General features: G+C 46.6%; 7 protein-coding genes and 1 pseudogene. 7 read left to right on the forward strand and 1 reads right to left on the reverse strand.

All coding sequences use genetic code 11. The annotated features are described in order from the left end of the window. Positions 1-91: 91 nt before the first annotated feature. The 6 genes and pseudogenes from KG118_RS14425 to KG118_RS14450 all read left to right on the forward strand — a co-directional run bounded on the left by KG118_RS14425 (position 92) and on the right by KG118_RS14450 (position 14,187). The gene (locus KG118_RS14425) at positions 92-4,123 is read left to right on the forward strand and encodes a hybrid sensor histidine kinase/response regulator transcription factor (protein ID WP_117710846.1); all 4,032 of its coding nucleotides are present in this window, start codon (positions 92-94) and stop codon (positions 4,121-4,123) included. Between the two features lie 139 nt (positions 4,124-4,262). Continuing rightward, the gene (locus KG118_RS14430; RefSeq protein ID WP_117710847.1) at positions 4,263-7,031 is read left to right on the forward strand and encodes a glycoside hydrolase family 95 protein; all 2,769 of its coding nucleotides are present in this window, start codon (positions 4,263-4,265) and stop codon (positions 7,029-7,031) included. A 206-nt stretch (positions 7,032-7,237) separates the two neighbouring features. Beyond that, entirely contained in the window at positions 7,238-9,739 is a 2,502-nt protein-coding gene (locus tag KG118_RS14435) for a DUF4962 domain-containing protein (RefSeq protein ID WP_117710848.1), read from the forward strand. Between the two features lie 85 nt (positions 9,740-9,824). Then, positions 9,825-10,016: pseudogene (locus KG118_RS14440) on the forward strand (alpha-L-fucosidase); the annotation flags it as partial. Positions 10,017-10,219: 203 nt separating this feature from the next. After that, complete coding sequence (locus KG118_RS14445) at positions 10,220-11,884, forward strand: alpha-L-fucosidase (protein WP_117710849.1); 1,665 nt, start codon at positions 10,220-10,222, stop codon at positions 11,882-11,884. A gap of 11 nt (positions 11,885-11,895) precedes the next feature. After that, positions 11,896-14,187 carry an alpha-galactosidase gene (locus tag KG118_RS14450; protein ID WP_117710850.1) on the forward strand — a complete coding sequence of 764 codons (2,292 nt, stop codon included), beginning with the start codon at positions 11,896-11,898 and terminating at the stop codon, positions 14,185-14,187. A 182-nt stretch (positions 14,188-14,369) separates the two neighbouring features. Here KG118_RS14450 and KG118_RS14455 read toward each other — a convergent pair whose 3' ends face one another. Beyond that, a complete protein-coding gene (locus KG118_RS14455) occupies positions 14,370-14,990 on the reverse strand; it encodes an HU family DNA-binding protein (RefSeq protein WP_117710851.1) in 621 nt (206 codons plus the stop codon). A gap of 423 nt (positions 14,991-15,413) precedes the next feature. On the opposite strand from KG118_RS14455, the gene KG118_RS14460 reads away from it, so the two are divergent. Next, positions 15,414-17,513 (forward strand): VapE domain-containing protein, encoded by a 2,100-nt coding sequence (locus tag KG118_RS14460; RefSeq protein ID WP_117710853.1) that lies wholly within the window; start codon positions 15,414-15,416, stop codon positions 17,511-17,513. Positions 17,514-17,793: the final 280 nt, after the last annotated feature.

Below are 17,793 nucleotides of genomic sequence, written 5' to 3' on the forward strand. Positions count from 1 at the left end.
TCATAAATCTTCATTTTTGCGCATCATTTCGCAAAGATGAAGATTTAATTATTTATCTTTGTCTTGCAATCTTACTAAAAACTAACAGAATATGGCAAAGTACTTTATATTTCTTATAGCAAATATTGTCATACTATTGCTCCCCCTCCATGCACAGACACCCAAGCACATCAAGTTTATGCACATCGGAGTGAATGAAGGATTGTCACAAAATACAATCTTTGACATAGCGCAAGACAAACAGGGCAATATGTGGTTTGCCACCTATGACGGCCTGAACAAATATGACGGTTACGACTTCACCGCATATCAACACGATGAACAGAATCCGTACAGCATAGGAAGCAGCATTACCAGAACATGCCTGCTCGATTCGCAAGCCAATATATGGATAGGTACACAGGAAGGTTTGTCACTCTATGATACCTCACAAGACAAGTTCTATAACTACACTTTTCAAAGGGATAAAAAGAATATACCTGTTACCGGAATTGTAGAAATCAATGAAGGGCAGTTACTCCTACTATCAAATAAGGATGAAGATCTCTTGGTATTTAATACTGAAACCCGCCAATTCTCCGACAAGCCTCTGCATCCCTCGCTACTATCCGTATCGCCCACTACTGTCAGCAGGCAAGGAGACAATATATACATCGGAAGTTACAAAGGAGTATTCGTTTACTCAATCTCCCGCAATACGCTTGAGAAAATCATACCGGAAAAGTTGCAAGACAAACAAATACTCTCTATTTTACAGCAATCCCCTACATGCCTATGGATAGGTACAGAGGGAAGCGGATTGTACAAAATCAATCCTCAAACAAAAGAATTAATCCATTATACTCATATCCCCGGAAAGAAAGGAAGTATCAGTTCCAACTATATCCGCTCCCTGGCACTCGACTCGGAAAATGTCTTATGGATAGGCGCTATCAATTCCCTGAACATCTATAATGAAGCAACCGATTCCTTTGACAGCTATGCCAGTAATGCGGAAGTAAGCGGAAGCCTCTCACAAGCATCTGTCCGTGATATTTTTATGGACACGCAAGGCGGAATGTGGTTAGGAACCTATTACGGCGGATTGAACTACTATCATCCGCTAAAAGACCGTTTTCATAATATCCGGTCCTTTGCAAAAGAAAATTCGTTGAATAGCAGCACTATAGGATGTATCAAGGAAGATGCGCAGAAAGGTATTTGGATAGGTACCAATAACGGCGGTTTGAACTACTATAATCCCCACACACATAAGTTCACCTATTATACACAAAAAGACGGGCTTGAATCCAATGACATTAAAGCCATATACATCGATGAAGCACAGAATCTGGTCTACATCGGTACTCACACCGGAGGTCTCAGCATACTGCACCGTAACTCCGGCCGTATCGAAACGTTCAACAACAGGAATACGAGAAACCTATACGATATTCAGCCTGCCATCAACGGTGATTTATGGATAACCGGAATGACGGCTCTTCTGCGTTTTAACCCTCGACAGAAAACATTTACCCGCATAACCCATCAAAGTGACGGACGTCCTTTGGAGCAGAAGGAATCTACATATATATTACGCGACAGCAAGCAGCGCCTTTGGATAGGCAGCGAAAAAGGGTTGAACGTATATACAGAGGACAATAACGGATTGTTAGCCTGTCCCATACTGCCACACGACTTTCCGGTAAGGTCTAAAGCCGTCAACACCATATACGAAGCGCGAAACGGTATTTTCTGGATAGGAGCGCGAAACGGACTCTATCGCTTTGACGAAAGCAAAAAGGAGTATAAACAATATACCACTGCCAACGGACTTCCCAACAACGTCATACACGGAATATTGGAAGACGCAGACGGCAGACTGTGGCTAAGCACCAACAAAGGGCTGAGTCGTTTCCAACCCGAGACAGAGAAGTTCCGTAACTATACAGACAATGACGGGCTTCAAAGTAATCAATTTACAAATAATGCTTACTTCCAGACCACAGAAGGACAAATGTATTTCGGCGGCATCAACGGCATCACCACATTCCACCCGGAGCAGATAGTAGACAATCCATACACCCCTCCGGTTGTCCTCACCCGATTGCATCTGTTCAACAAGGCAGTTTCCCCTAATGATGACACCGGTCTGCTGAAGCAAGACATCAGCAGTACGAAAAGCATCACGTTATCGAGCAGGCAAACCATGTTTTCACTGGATTTCGTTGTATCGAACTACATATCAGGTAGCCATAACACATTCGCCTATATGCTGAAAGGGTATGACAAAGAGTGGTACTATACCAATACCCTGCGTACGGTATCCTACTCCAACCTCCCGGCGGGAACCTATCATTTCCTCGTAAAAGCCGCCAACAGCGACGGTAAATGGAATGAGACGCCGACAGAGCTGGAAATCGTGGTACTGCCCGTCTGGTACAAGACATGGTGGGCAATCCTGCTATTTATAGCTGCTTTCATTGCCATTACAATTTTCATATTCCGCTACTTCTGGATGCGCAAAAGTATGGAAGCCGAACTGCAAATGGAACGTGTGGACAAAGAGCGTCAAAAAGAGATGAATGAAATGAAGCTGCGTTTCTTCATCAACATTTCCCATGAGTTGCGTACTCCGCTGACATTGATTCTCGCCCCGGTACAGGAAATGATGGATAGAGTAAGCGACCGATGGCTGCACAAGCAACTGGAGCATGTACAGAAAAACACCAATCGGTTGCTGCATCTGGTGAACCAGCTAATGGATTATCGCCGTGCCGAATTGGGTGTGTTCAATCTGAAAGTACGTCCCAATCCGATACACAATGTCATTAAAAAAGACTTCTTGTTCTACGAACGTCTGGCAGAACGTAAGCAGATAACCTATAATTTCAACTCCAACACAGAAGGACGTGAGATTCTTTGCGATCCGGATTATTTGGAACTGATTGTAAACAACCTGCTTTCCAATGCCTTCAAATATACCGACGAGGGCAAGAGCATCACCGTAACCTTGCAGGAAGAGAACCGCGAACTCCTCCTCCAAGTGAAAGACACAGGAAACGGTATTCCCATAGACAAGCAGGGAAAGATATTCGAACGCTTCTACCAGATAGATAATGAACATCTGGGCAGCGGCATCGGTTTGTCACTGGTACAACGGCTTGTAGACCTGCATCACGGACGCATCGAATTGGAAAGCCGGGAAGGTGTCGGAAGTACATTCACCGTCTACCTGCCGACAGAGGAATCGGTCTATCTCCCGGAGGAAAGACAGACTGCGTCAGAACCCGTAGAAGAGCAGAGAGTCTACACCACCAATGACCGGAATATGTATGTAATCGACACGGAAACAAAAGAGGTTGCTGAGGAAACGCCCGAAAAAGAGGGACAACGTAAAGAGAACATCCTGATTGTAGAAGACAATGCGGATATCCGCCAATATCTCAGCGAAGAGTTGGGCAAGAGCTACCACATACTGACTGCCGAAAATGGTGAAGAGGCGTTATCCATCGTAAAAGAGCAAGAAATTGACCTCATACTGACCGACGTCATGATGCCCGTTATGGACGGATTGCAACTTTGCAAACAGATAAAACAAAACTTGCGCACTTGTCATATCCCCGTTATCATACTGTCCGCCAAGACCGATTTGAAAGAACAGCTGGAGGGCTTGCAAGTAGGCGCGGATGACTATATCCCCAAACCTTTCTCTATGGCAGTGGTTACCGCAAAAATTAAGAATCTGTTCCGTACACGCCACCGTGCCATTGAGCATTATTCCAACTCATTGGAAGTGGAGCCGGAAAAAGTGGCACTCAATCCGATGGATGAAGAACTGTTGAAGAAAGCGATAGCTATCATGGAAAAGCATATGGATAATGTGGAGTTCTCGACCGATGAATTCGCACGTGAGATGTGTATGAGCCGCTCCAACCTGCACATCAAGATGAAAGCGCTGACAGGAGAATCTACCAATGATTTTATCCGCAAAATGCGTTTCAACCAAGCCACCAAATTACTGAAAGAGGGCAGATACACCGTAGCGGAAATCAGCGGAATGGTCGGTTTCAATACTCCGTCTTACTTCGCTACCAGCTTTAAAAAATATTTCGGCTGCCTGCCGTCAGAGTACGGAAAGTAGATTTTCAGACAAAAGTATAATGCAATTAGACAGAAGTGAGACAGGTTTATACTTGTCTCACTTTTTATCATACACCGTTATAACCGTTGAAATGCCAACTTGCCTATCTTTGTTTCAAACAAAAGCAAGAACATTTACCATGAAAAACAGAAAGAAACTTCTGACCGTCTTATTATGCCTGTCCTATATAATCAATGTGCAGGCGCAGTATGAAAGCACCGGACAACCTACTTCCGATTACGAACTTTGGTATGATGAACCCGCAAACAACCAAGGCGGCGTAATTCCCCCTAATGAGTCCGAACGCCCTATCGATACGGATTGGGAACGTTGGTCGCTCCCTATCGGGAACGGTTACATGGGAGCAAGTATCTTTGGCGGTACAAGTACGGAAAGACTGCAGCTGACAGACAAGACCCTATACATACGCGGACTTTGGGGAGCCGAAACCCAAACCTCATTCGGCGATTTGTATCTGGATTTCTTCCATAATCTCCGTACCGATTATCGCCGAAGCTTGAATCTGAACAAAGGTATTGCCGAAGTCAGCTACGAATACCAAGGCGTAAAATACCATCGTGAATACTTCATGAGTTATCCGGACAATGTACTGGTCATCAAACTAACCGCCGACAAACCCGGAAAACTTTCTTTTACCGTTCGTCCCCAAATTGCCCACCTCGTTCCTTTCGGTCCCTTGCAACGTACGGACACTATGACCATAGGCTATTTAAGCGGTCCCACACAAACCCGCTTCAACTATAACGGACGTGAAGGCAAGGTCTTTGCCAAAGAAGATATGATTACTCTGAGAGGTAAAACAGAATATCTGAAACTGATTTATGAAGCGCAAATCAAAGTTATTCCGGTAAACGGAAGCATATCCGCCCGAAATGACACCAACGCAGACCACGGTACCCTCCGGGTAGAGAATGCCGATTCAGCCGTCATACTATTGGCTTTAGGAACCAATTACCGATTAACGCCGCAAGTATTCTCCAACAAACCTGCCGAAAAACTGAAAGGCTGTCCTGACCCGCATACGGAAATATCCCGACGCCTCATCAAGGCCGCCCAAAAAGGCTACGACCAATTACGCGCTGCACACATCAACGACTTCTCCTCCCTCACCGGACGGGTACAGCTGAATATCGGCAAGAAAAGCCCCCTCACTACCGACCGCCTGTTGGCAACCTATAAACAAGGGAAGCAAGACCCCTATCTGGAAGAGCTCTTCTTCCACTACGGCCGCTACCTGCTTATCAGCAGCACCCGTAAAGGAGCATTGCCTCCCACCCTGCAAGGAGTCTGGAACCAGTATGAACTGGCCCCATGGAACGGAAACTATACCCACAACATCAATATACAAATGAACTACTGGCCTGCCTTCAACACCAATCTGATAGAGCTTTTCGAAAGTTACGCGGATTTCCATAAGGCCTACAAGCCCATGGCAGAACAGTTTGCATCGAAATACATCAAGATACACCATCCGCAGCACTTCTCCGACGAACCCGGCGGCAATGGCTGGACCATGGGCACAGGCGCAGGAGCTTATATGGTAGGAATGCCCGGCGGACATTCCGGTCCCGGCATGGCAGCCTTCACCTCGAAACTTTTCTGGGACTATTACGCCTTCACCAATGACAAACAAATCCTGAAAGAGACAGCCTATCCCGCAGTGCTGGGAGTGGCCAACTTCCTGAGCAAAGTCACTGCCGACACACTCGGCTTCCTGCTTGCCACTCCCTCCGCCTCACCCGAACAATATGCCAAAGCCACCAAGCGTCCTTATCCTACCATCGGATGCGCTTTCGACCAGCAGATGATATATGAAAACCATCAGGACGCCATCCGTGCCGCAGCCTTACTGGGCGACCGCAACAAAAACATCCGTCTCTTTAAGGAACAAAGCAAACGGCTGGATCCCGTACAGATAGGCAATTCCGGTCAAATCAAAGAATACCGCGAGGAAAAACATTACGGTGATATCGTACTGGAACAGAACCACCGCCACATCTCACATCTTATCGGCCTCTATCCCGGTACGCTAATCAATGAGAATACCCCCGCATGGCTGGATGCAGCCAAAGTGACGCTCAACCGTCGCGGTGATGTTTCCACCGGTTGGTCTATGGCACACAAAATAAATCTTTGGGCACGTGCCAAAGAGGGGAACCGCGCACATGACCTCGTAGCCGCCTTGCTCACAACGGGCATTCACGAAAATCTTTGGGCAACCTGTCTTGCCGTCCTCCGTTCGCCTTTCCAGATTGACGCCAACTTCGGCGGAACAGCCGGTATCGCAGAAATGCTGCTGCAAAGCCATGAAGGCTATATACATATCCTGCCCGCCCTGCCGGATGTATGGAAGAACGGTTCATACAAAGGACTCACCGCACGCGGCAACTTCGAAGTATCCGCTAACTGGAAGGGAGGGATGCTTATACAAGCTGAGATTCTGTCCAAACAGAATGGCGCCTGCATTTTAAAACATCCCAACATTACCTATGCAGTACTGAAAGATACCGCAGGTAAAGCGATAAAATACAAGCCGATAGGTAAAGACAAAATATCATTCCCGGCAAAAGCCAACCAAACATACATACTAAGTAATGTGCCGCAACGCAAAGTAGCGGCAGCCCCACAGGACTTAAAGGCGGGCTTCGATGGGAACACCGTTTCCCTGCAATGGACACCCGCCAAAGATGCTGCCGCCTATGCCATATATCGCACTCGCGGTAACAACCCCGACTACGAACTGATAGCAACCGATGTAAAGCAACCGACCTATAAATACACCGCACCGGAACTCAAAGACACCGACTATCTGGTACTCAAAGTGGTATCACTCGACAAGGGAGGTAATGAGGGAAAAGGAACGGCTACCTGCATTGAAAAGAAATAAGACTCATTAAATAAAGAAAAGGCAATGAATATTGCCTTTTTTCTTTCATATCTGTCACTGTTACACAAAATCAAAAGCACTTTGCACAAAAGTGCAAGCGCTTTATACTTATATAATAAATCATTTGACGACATAGAAAGTCGTTTATATATCGATACGATACCTTTGCTACCGTTGACTGAGAATCATTTCAAAAACAATATAACATGAAAAAACGACTTTTACTCTTCTTAACATTCTGCCTGGCACTAACTACGGTTCAAGCAGAAAACATCTGGCGTATCCACGAAAATGAACGGGAAACACCGTATCCGCAACAGGAGCACACCTTATATATAAACCCTTCGCCGCTACTGGTTCCCAAAAGCATGAAGCAATCGGACTTCCTGCAATTCCAACTATCCCGAAGCGAAAACTTCTCGGATGCAAGTAGCGTACTGTCCCAACCCAAACCTTGGTGTATGTTCAATCCGCACAAAATATTGGAAAACGGCATATGGTACTGGCGCGTACGTTCAGTGAGCAAGGAAGGCAAAGAATTTCCTTGGAGCAAGACGTACAGCTTCACCGTAACCGGAGATATACCGCAATTCGTCACGCCCGAAGCCAACGTTTTTCTGAATAACATTCCCCAAACATACCCTCGCATCTATTGTTTCCTGAACGACAATCTGAAAAAGGCTCGCAAGAAAGTACGCTCACATCCGGAATTCGAGAATATGATTGCCGATTCGCGCAATGCGCTCGGTTCAAACTATACCAACGACACCAAGCCCTACAGGCAAATCACCCGTATGGCTGCCGAGTGCGACATCCTGAATACCGCCTACCAAATGTTGCAATTGGATGTTTATGCAGAAAAAATGGTACAGAACGTACGCTGCCTGCTGGCAGTAGAACCCGACCGGAAAGTCATCGGCAATGACTTTAACGCAGGTGAGCTGATTTATATGTTAGCCTGTACCTACGAGAACTGTTACGACCGCTTCAGCGCACAAGAGCGCAAACAGATGGAAAGCATCATCATGGATGTACTGTCACTCTACTATAAAAGCCACATTTTAGCGAACGAAGAAACCCATATCTTCGACAACCACTTCTGGCAGTTTGCTTTCCGCCACTTCATGCAAGCCGCATTAGTCATGTACGATAAATATCCGCTTGCCAAAGAATATCTGGAATACAGCTATGAACTGTGGACGGCGCGCGCCCCGGCATCCGGTTTCAATCGCGACGGCTCATGGCACAACGGTACAAGTTATTTCAGCGCCAACGCTGTTACCTTGTCCTATGTACCCGCCTTGTTCAGCTACCTGACAAATACGGACTTTATGCAGCACCCCTGGTATAAGAACGCCGGCATCGGTATGCTGTACAGCTGGCAACCCAAATCACTGAGTGCCGGTTTCGGTGACGGACACGAGAAGAGCAATCCGAAGCCTCTGCGCATCCGCAGCGCCTTTGCCGACTTCATGGCACGTACCACCGGCGACCCTTATGCCACATGGTATTCGTCTATCAACAACCGTTATAAAGCGGAAACAGAAACCCGCCTCTACCGCATGGCGTGTGGCAAGCAGCGTCCCCGACAAGCTGAACTGCCGTCGGATGCCCCCAAAGCCGTATGGTTCAAAGACACAGGCGAGATGATAGCCAACAGTAACCTGAAAGACTATAAACATAACATCAGTCTCAGTTTCCGTTCCAGCCCGTTCGGATCCGGCAGCCACACGCATTCCAACCAAAACGCTTTCAACCTGCACTACGGCGGAAAAGCCATTTATCATGCAGTAGGTCATTACATGAATTTTGCCGACCCACACAACCTGTTATCTTACCGCCATACACGCGCCCACAACACCATATTAGTAGACGGTATCGGGCAACCGTTCACCACACGTGCCTATGGAAACATTGTCCGTATGTTCAACGGAGAGCATATATCCTATGCCTTGGGAGATGCCTCCAACGCCTATTGCGGCATCAGTGAATACCCCATGTGGCAAAAGAACTTTGCCAACCACAATCTTGAACAGTCGCGCGAAAACGGTTTCGGAGAAACTCCACTTAAGAAGTATCGCCGTCATATCTTCCTGTTGCATCCCAACATTGTAGTTATCTACGACGAGCTGGAAGCGGACAAAGCCGTAAGCTGGGATTGGTTGCTGCACAGTCCGGTTAAATTCCAAATAGACGAGGCAACAGCAACACTGACAACCCATAACAAAAGAGACAAATATACTTCTGTTGCCCGCCTGTTCAGCGAACAGAGATGCACCATCAGCCAAACAAACAAGTTTATAGCCGAGCCTAACAAAAAGATAGGTGTACGCGGTGAAGACTTTACCGCCCCCTGGTCGCTAACAGCCAGCTACGAACCCTGCAAGATGAACCGTATTCTTACTATCATTCAAGTGGAAGCGAACGAAAACCAGATGGTAAACATAGAACGTACCGGCAACAATTTCCAATGCGGTGACTGGACGATTGAAGCGGAATTGAATGCCAAACGTCCGGCAAGTTTGTACATCCGGAACAGCCGAACACAGGCAACCTTCAGCTACGGAAAAGAAAAGCCGATGATAAACGGTAAGGTGTACGAAGGTAAAGAAAAAGATTTCTCTATCTTATACGATAGTTTTAACGGCAAATGGGCAGTACAAGAAATGAAGGACAGACCCGCACAGGTGACTGGAAGAGTAAGGTAGCAGGCTTATCTAAACACATATTTTATCAATTTATACAATCATGAAAAAAAGACTTGTATCTCTAATAGCAGGACTCGGTTTGTCCTTTGCCCTCTATGCGCAGGAAAAACTGCCTGAGCATATAGAATGGGAAGGCAACGAGCCCAATGGTAAAATGACATTGCTTCAAAACGGGAAACGTGTAAAATATACCTGCAAAGACGGTAAAGTAAAGGTTATATTGCCACAAGGGCTGAAAAATGAAGCATTGGCTTTCAGCTTCAAAGTAAAAAAGTAACATTTTTTTGCTGTTTCCTGTATAAATACTACAATATTAAGTTTTCCTTAAACAGCATTGAACTTGTTTTCTACAGAAATATAGTATTTTCAAACAGAGAAGAAGCCTATTAAAATGCCAATTTACTTATTTTGCCAACGTTAACCAATACTGTTGGCAAAATAAGTAAACTTTTTTCAGTAAACCTTTTTAAAGTATAATCCATGAACATCAAAACCCTACTTTTTGCACTCTCTTGCTGTACACTTACCGTCCAGGCACAGCATGACGACTTCGGTCAGGATGCCCTTATCAACCCAAGCGCGTCCACCTTCAACTTCGACATAGCATCAGGTCCCATAGAACCTACCGATGCCTCTATTGCAGCGCACTATCAATGCCCCGAATGGTTTCGTGACGCCAAGTTCGGTATCTATATGCACTGGGGAGTCAATTCTATTCCGGGCTATGACGGCCATTACGGCAGATGGATGTACTGGTATCAGGAACCGGACTCAGGGCTACGCAAATATCCCATACTGGGATACAGGGCACATGCACCCAAAGTATACCAACATCACCTGAAAACTTACGGACATCCTTCCAAATTCGGCTACAAAGACTTTATACCGATGTGGAAAGCCGACAAGTTCAATGCAGATTCACTGGCAGCCTTCTACAAAGAAATTGGTGCCAAATTTATCGGTGTAATGGCTGTCCACCACGATAACTTCGACCTGTACGATTCAAGCCACCAACCTTGGAACTCTGTAAATATGGGTCCCAAACTGGACATTGTGGGTGCATGGCAGAAAGCATGCAAAAAGGCGGGCGTTCATTTTGCCATTTCCTCCCACCTCAGCAACTACTGCCATGAACATATGTTCTACCAGGGTACTAATGCCGACCCCGAAGGGTCCTATGCCGGAGTGCCTTATGATTATATGAATCCTGCCTACGAAGGTCTGTACGGCAAACGTACCCCGGACCGCATCATGCGACTGGAACCCGAATTCGCACAGTCATGGTACCTCAGAACCAAAGAGCTGATAGACAAATACGAACCCGAACTACTTTACTTCGACGGTCCGCTGCCTAATGGCATCTATGGGCAACAACTGGCTGCGCATTTCTATAACAAGAACCTGTCGCGCAAAGGCATACAAAACGGTGTACTCACCATTAAGAGAGTGAGAGAAGGATATACACTGGACCGCGAATGTTCCGGCGTAGATGATTTGCAGAAAAATCCGTTCTTGGTAGATACGACGGTAAACCCCGGCTGGTTCTACATGGGAAACTCGCTGAACATCAGCAAAGACGGTGGAGACGCAGGTATGGGTTCGGTTATTCAGGGAAAGACCAAAGACAAACTGCGCATGACTGCAGGACAGATTGTGGACAACCTCGTGGATATTGTCAGCAAAAACGGCAATATGATGCTCAATGTAGGATTGCGCGCAGACGGCAGCCTGCCCGAAACATTCCGGGACGAACTTGTAAAGATAGGCAACTGGCTGAAACTAAACGGTGAAGCCATCTACAATACCCGGCCTTTCAAGGTGTATGGTGAAGGAACATTCAGTATGAACGCTACGACCGGTAAGAAAAAATATGCGGACTACCTGTATGCCTTCACCGCAAAAGACATACGTTTCACCACCAAGAAGAATACGATATACGTCCTTACGCTGGATTGGCCCGGAAACGGAAAAACCGTCAAGATACAAAACCTGAACAGCAAAGAAATAAAGAACATCAAATCCATCTCATTCCTTGCATCAGGAGAACAGGTGAAATGGAAACAAGATGAAAGCGGATTGTATATCACAACTCCGTCCCAACCCATAGGAGAATACGCCTATGCTTTCAAAGTAATAACCAAATAAACATAATTCATATGAAATTTCTGATTACTATATTCCTTATTTTATCGGCTCTGATAGACATTTCCAATGCAAATGCCCAATCGGCAAGTATAGAAAATAATCTGCTCACCTTGCGAATACACAAGCAACAGGTTGCAGTAGAGAGTAAAAAGTGTCCTGACCTAAAAGTAAAAAACATACTTTTACCGGGACAAATAGTTTCCTCCGGGAAGGCAGAAACAACTGATAATTTGTGGGGAAAAGGACAATCATTAGAAGCTCATTACAACGACGGACGTAAGGTTACATTCACCCTATATGACAACAATCCCTTTCTCTACATCCATACGGTAGTAAAGAACGAATCAGGACAGGATATACGGGTGAATCGTCTGGAAATAGCATCCGTAGAAATGAGTATAGGTGAGATGAGCAAGCCGTTGAACACTTTGGGAAGTGGCGGATTTGCCCCTGCCCAACAGGCACAGGGAAGTTACACCTACACTCTATTAGCCGAGCCCGATAGCCGGCATTCCATTCTAACTGCCTGGCTGACACAGAAACAAGGTATAGGATTAATGACTCCGAAGTTGGACAAAAGCAAGAAAACATACAAAGTAAAAGCCGAACTGGAATTCGGCAATTATTTGGTAAGAAACGGTAAAGAAAGAGACACCGATATCCTACTGATAGGCTTTTTCGAGGATGGAAGAGAAGGACTGGAATTATATGGAGATTATCTTGCCAAAGCATATCGTATACAGCTACCGTCCAAACCGGAAATCTATTGTACTTGGTATCACCGTAACCTAAGCGGTTCAGGCGCTTCCACCGAAAAACTATTATTGGAAAATGCCGATTTTGCAAGAAAAGAATTAGCTGCCTTCGGTCTGAACACATTCCAAATTGACGACCATTGGCAAAGTTCCATGGAAATGCCCAAAACAGAATTGGGGACAGGCCCTTTAAAAACTTTTGCTGAAAATAATTCCAACTTCCCTTCAGGCATGGAACATACCGCAAAACATCTGGAAAAGAAAGGTTTTACTCCCGGGCTTTGGTTCATGCCTTTTTCCGGTGACGTACACAATCCGTATTTTCCTAAAGAAATCTTCGCGAAACACCGTTGGACAGATACTCCTTATGAAGTAAAAAAATGGTCGGGGACCTGCATAGACGCCACAAGTCCGGCAGGTGAGATTTTTTTGCGGGAACGTTTTAAAAGAATCTATAATTGGGGGTATCGCTATTACAAAATTGACGGATTGCACACCGGTGCACCTTCCGAAAACATCTATATAAACAGAAGCTATGATGGAATACCTGTTTATGGAGATGCACGCCTTTACAATGATGAATACACTTTCACACAATGTTTCCGTAAAGGGCTTTCTATTTTAAAAGAAGAAGCTCCGGGCGTTTTCCTTTTAGGATGCGCCGCAACTCAGAACATGAGTTCTTTGGGGGCATCCTTCGGTATGGTGGATGCTATGCGTGTAGGCCCCGACAACGACGGTGCCATACAGGGAGTATGGGGAAAAACCACAGCCGGAGCAGACTATGCAGGCAACCTATACTTCCTGCACAACAAAGTCTGGTACAACGATCCCGACCCTTACTTTGTACGCAACTCCAACCCGTTAAACAAAACACGCTGGATGGTATCTTGGCAGGCTGTTTCAGGAGTAATGAACACTACCAGTATGCAATATTCCGAACTGGAGCCCGAACGCTTGGACATAATAAAACGTGCACTGCCCACCCACAATCTGAATGCCCGTCCAATAGATATCCTTGAAAGTAATAAGCCTCAAATCTGGATGGTAAAAAATGACAGGCTAATCGTCTTGGGGTTGTTCAACTGGAATGAACAAAGACACACAAAAATTGATTATGGTTTGGAACGAATGGGACTGAAGAGTTCTGAGAACTACGAACTGTTCGACTTTTGGGACAATAAGTATTTAGGAAATATCAAAGGGAAACTTTCCCAAACACTGGACCCTGCATCCTGCAAAGTGTTGGCAGTACGCCCAAGCAAGTCTCATCCACAGGTTATCAGCACATCCCGGCACATTACTCAAGGACTGATGGATATAAAAGAAGAATCATGGAATCCCGACAGACAAATCCTATCCGGAACAAGTAAAGTTGTAAAAGGGGATAAATATGAACTACGTATTATAGTACCCGAAAAGTTCGCCATCAGAAGTGCAAAAAGTAATGGCGGCAAAATGTTTATCCAAAAGGAAGGAAAGCTGGTACGAGTGTCATTTATTCCTCAAAAATCCGGAACTATCAATTGGAATATAGAATTCAAATAACCCGCATTAACATTGAATGCAGAACTTAAATCACAAATACAAATAATCCGCTTTTTGTCATCACTCATCACTTTTGCAGTTAACTGCCTATGAGTATGGGCATTTGCGAGTGATAAGAACCATTACGACGGTGACGACCCACAGCTGGTCGTCACCGTTTTTTTTGCGTCTTTCTTACGATATTATGCTGTAACTTCCTTATTCACAGCCCTTACATACACCTTATGCGACCCTTGTCCCAATGTTGTTAAAATACCTTTTTCCACCAACAAATTGAGGTCGTTCAGCGCTTTATTCTTCAAAAGCCCCGTAATTCCGCTGTAATCCTTGCGGGTAATGAACGGATTCGCCTCCAAAAACACGCACAGGCGGCGGTAACGTTCCGCACTGCTGATGTCCGCACTATGCCGGAAACCGTACCCTGCCCTGACACGTTCCACAAATCCCGCACACTGTTTGCGGAAACCGGGAGATACACGGAAATGCACCTTGCCGAAGAATACCGTCTGCGCATGGATTTCTTTTTTGTCCATGACGGGACGCGCCGCCAGTCCCGCCGAGAAATGCCCCATATCTCCCAACTGCACATGATGCCCTTCGGACAGGTAGTAGGAGATGCGGTCTTCCAATGCCGCCAGCAGTCCCTCGATGTCTCCGGGGGTGAAGCTGGTTGCCTGCGATATGTCGCTAATCAGACGTTTCGTGGTGATAGTACCCTTGTTCACGATGCGGGGATACATGGGTTGTAACTCGCCGTCCCCTTTCGGGTTGGGCTTTCTTTGGAAGTCATACTCTGCTGCCATTGTTCTTTTTGTTTTTAGTTTCTATTTCTAAAATCGCACCGTTGGTTTTCTACGTCAGCCTCATCGAAAATGCCGGTATGCCTATGGCAAAACCCCGATATGCTTATAACAAAACCTCGTTTTGCAGTTGCGGGCTCTCCGGTTGGCAGTTGCGGGCCGTCGGGCACGCAGTTGGAGGCTCTTCGGCCCGCAATTGGAAAACGAGGTTTTAGTACTTGTAAAGATACAAAATCCACAAGGCAAAGTCAAGTTTCAGACGATATATTTTTCAATTTTTCTTATTTATTTCCGGTGACGGGCAAGGAGGATAATTCTCAAAACAAAAGGACGTATTTACTTGCTTTCAGCCCATTTTATGCGTACCTTGCAGACGCTAAGAGAGACGCTCTTATCCTCAACAATTTTCAAAACAAACAACATCGGATGAAAATTACCTTTATCAAGGAAAACCGTGACGCAGGCACGGAAAGTATCAGCACCTGCGATACAGACACTTTTATTGCCAAAATCAAGTCGGAAACCAAAGCCCGGTATGTCAGCGGATTGCGTGCCATGCTGGAATATACGGGCCGCACCGACGGCGGAGCATACGAATCCGTCGACAGACTTCCCCGCATATGCCCCGCCATGGAGTACGGCCGTACCCGCGAGGGAGAGCGGCGGATGAAACGCTACAACGGCATCGTGCTGTTGGATGCGGGCGGGCTATCCGGACTGTCCGAAGTGGAACAGGTGAAAGAACAGGCGGCATTGCTACCCCAGACTTATGCCGCTTTTGCGGGAAGCAGCGGACGGAGTGTAAAGATATGGGCGCTGTTCGCCCTGCCGGACGGCAGGTTGCCGCAACGGGAAGAAGAGATTGCCCTGTTTCATGCACACGCCTACCGCATGGCGGTGCAGTGTTACCAACCCCTGCTTCCGTTTCCCCTCACACTGAAAGAACCTTCGCATAACGATACTTTCCGCATGACGCTGGACGAGACGCCCTATTTCGCCCCCGATGCCGTTCCTTTCTGTCTTGAACAGCCGGTGACGATGCCCGGCGAACAGACATTCGGCCAACACAGGCTGGCGGAGAAAAATCCTCTGAAGCGGTTGCAGCCGGGCTATGAATCTTCGCAGACCTTCACCTTCTTGTTTGAAGCGGCGCTGAACCGTGCACTGGACGAGGTGGAGAACTGGCAGAGAGACCGCGACGACTTCCAACCGCTGCTCATCCCCATAGGCGAGCAATGCTTCGGGAGCGGCATCCCCGAAGAAGAAGCCGTCCGGCAGGTAATGATACACTACCGCAGGCAAGCGGATGAACAGACGGTGCGCGCCACGCTGCACAACCTCTACCGCGAATGCCGGGGATTCGGCAAGAAGCCCGTCCTCACGCCCGAACAGTGTACGGCACTGAAACTGGACGAGTTCATGGAACGCCGCTATGAATTCCGGTATAACCAGCTGATGGGCGACTTGGAATACCGCCAACGCGATTCCATCCACTTCTATTTTCATGTAATGGACCAGCGCGCACGCAACAGCGTGGCTATGGATGCCCTGCAGGAGGGATTGCGTGTATGGGACAGGGACGTGAACCGCTACCTTACCTCCAACCGCGTGCCGTTGTACAATCCCGTCGAGGAATATCTGTCCGGTGTAGGCCGTTGGGACGGGAAAGACCGCATCCGCGCGCTGGCCGATTTGGTTCCCTGCAACAACCGGTATTGGCGCGAACTGTTCTACCGCTGGTTTCTGAACATGGTGGCGCACTGGCGGGGACTTGGCAACAAGATGCACGCCAACAGCACGTCACCGTTGCTGATTGGTGCGCAGGGCTACCGCAAGTCCACCTTCTGCCGCATCATCCTTCCGCCGGAACTGCGCTTCGGCTATACGGACAGTCTGGACTTTGGAAGCAAGCGGGACGCGGAGATGTATCTGGGCCGTTTCCTGCTGGTGAACATCGACGAATTCGACCAAGTGAGCATCCATCAGCAGGGATTCTTGAAACATCTGTTGCAGAAGCCCGTCGCCAACCTGCGCAAGCCCTACGGAAGCAGCATTCAGGAAATGAGGCGGTATGCGTCGTTTATCGGTACGAGCAACCATAAAGATTTGCTGACGGACAGTAGCGGCAGCCGCCGTTTTGTCTGTGTGGAGGTGACGGCTCCCATTGACACGAATGTGACGATAAACTACCGCCAACTCTATGCGCAAGCCATGCAAGCCGTCAGGAACGGCGAACGTTACTGGTTTGACGACGAGGATGAGTCTGTCTTGAAGGAGACAAACCGGGAATTCGAACAAATCAGCCCGATTGAACAAATGTTCCATTGTTACTTCCGCTTGCCGGAAGAAGGAGAAGAAGGGATATGGATGTCGCCAATACAGATATTGGAGTATTTGCATACAAAGAATAGTAACATAAAGTTCACAGAAGGTTATTCAAAGCATTTCGGACGGATATTAAAAAAGAATAGTTTGGAAAGCAGGCACACCAACAAAGGAACTGTTTATCGAATTGTAAAATCCTGATATTCTATTTTCAGAAGTGACGACCAAACGCGGGGTCGTCACTTCTTACAGCGTTAATATCACTTAATAAACTACTTATTCTTAAAGCATTACAACAAAAAGTGACGAGTGATAACAAATTATCATTATTCATGATTTAAAATAATGGTAATTATGCAATAATAGGTAAATCAAACAGGTTCTAACCGTTAATACCGACAAGATTGTAATCTTGTCGCACACAATTGTAATACAATAGAAGAATATTACTATCTTGGAAAACAACATTACACTCCTCTTT

Source organism: Bacteroides propionicigenes (assembly GCF_018390535.1).
Taxonomy (GTDB): Bacteria; Bacteroidota; Bacteroidia; order Bacteroidales; family Bacteroidaceae; genus Bacteroides; species Bacteroides propionicigenes.

Excerpts from the sequence above, each read along its gene's own strand:
- KG118_RS14435 (WP_117710848.1), top strand. The coding sequence starts at position 7,238 with ATGAAAAAACGACTTTTACTCTTCTTAACATTCTGCCTGGCACTAACT.
- KG118_RS14455 (WP_117710851.1), bottom strand. The coding sequence starts at position 14,990 with ATGGCAGCAGAGTATGACTTCCAAAGAAAGCCCAACCCGAAAGGGGAC.
- KG118_RS14425 (WP_117710846.1), top strand. The coding sequence starts at position 92 with ATGGCAAAGTACTTTATATTTCTTATAGCAAATATTGTCATACTATTG.
- KG118_RS14430 (WP_117710847.1), top strand. The coding sequence starts at position 4,263 with ATGAAAAACAGAAAGAAACTTCTGACCGTCTTATTATGCCTGTCCTAT.
- KG118_RS14460 (WP_117710853.1), top strand. The coding sequence starts at position 15,414 with ATGAAAATTACCTTTATCAAGGAAAACCGTGACGCAGGCACGGAAAGT.
- KG118_RS14445 (WP_117710849.1), top strand. The coding sequence starts at position 10,220 with ATGAACATCAAAACCCTACTTTTTGCACTCTCTTGCTGTACACTTACC.
- KG118_RS14450 (WP_117710850.1), top strand. The coding sequence starts at position 11,896 with ATGAAATTTCTGATTACTATATTCCTTATTTTATCGGCTCTGATAGAC.